Source organism: Salipiger bermudensis HTCC2601, assembly GCF_000153725.1.
Lineage (GTDB): Bacteria > Pseudomonadota > Alphaproteobacteria > Rhodobacterales > Rhodobacteraceae > Salipiger > Salipiger bermudensis.
In genome coordinates this window covers 1-828 of the sequence record NZ_DS022281.1, presented here as the reverse complement: position 1 = coordinate 828, position 828 = coordinate 1, and the positions used below count along the sequence as shown (strand labels likewise).

Genomic DNA, 828 nt, shown 5'->3' with positions numbered 1-828 from the left:
CGGCTTCCGCTTCCCCCAAAATCACCACCTGCGATGTCGCGCTGTTTCACCAGCGGTGTCGCTGCACAGGAACTCACCTACGAGCGCAGTGTCCAGCCGCAGCCGAAGATCGGTCCCTGGAAGGCCGAGCTTGATCGGATGCTTGAGGAGAACGCGCGCAAGCCCAAGCGCGACCGGCTCACCCGCATCCGTCTGTTCGAGGAGTTGCAGGTCCTCGGCTACGCAGGCGGATACGATGCGGTGCGGCGCTATGCTGCGGCGTGGGCGAGGTCGGAACGTGAGGCATCAGCCTCCGCCTATGTGCCGCTGACCTTCGCGCCTGGAGAAGCCTACCAGTTCGACTGGAGCCACGAGATCGTCCTGATCGATGGTGTGAGTATGACGGTCAAGGTCGCTCATGTCCGGCTGTGCCATAGTCGAATGCTCTTCGTCAGGGCCTATCCACGCGAGACGCAAGAGATGGTCTTCGACGCACACGACCGGGCATTTGCGTTCTTCGGTGGCGCCTGTGCGCGGGGCATCTACGACAATATGAAGACAGCGGTGGAGACGATCTTCGTTGGCCGGGAGCGTGCCTACAATCGCCGCTTCCAACAGATGTGCGGGCACTACCTTGTCGATCCGGTGGCCTGCACGCCTGCATCGGGATGGGAGAAAGGCCAGGTCGAGAACCAGGTCGGTGTCGTGCGCCGGCGCTTCTTCGTGCCGCGACCGCGCTTCAAAAGCCTTGCCGAACTGAATGCTTGGCTGCGAGATCGCTGCTTGGCCTGGGCCAAGTCCCACCCGCACCCCGAGCTGCGCGAGCGATCGACCTGGGACGTCTTCGAG

At 63.0% G+C, this 828-nt stretch carries 1 protein-coding gene; it reads left to right on the top strand.

The genetic code is table 11. The features are described 5' to 3' along the window. The coding region (istA, locus tag R2601_RS25430; protein WP_217626414.1) for an IS21 family transposase at positions 1–828 on the top strand (828 nt) is incomplete at both ends.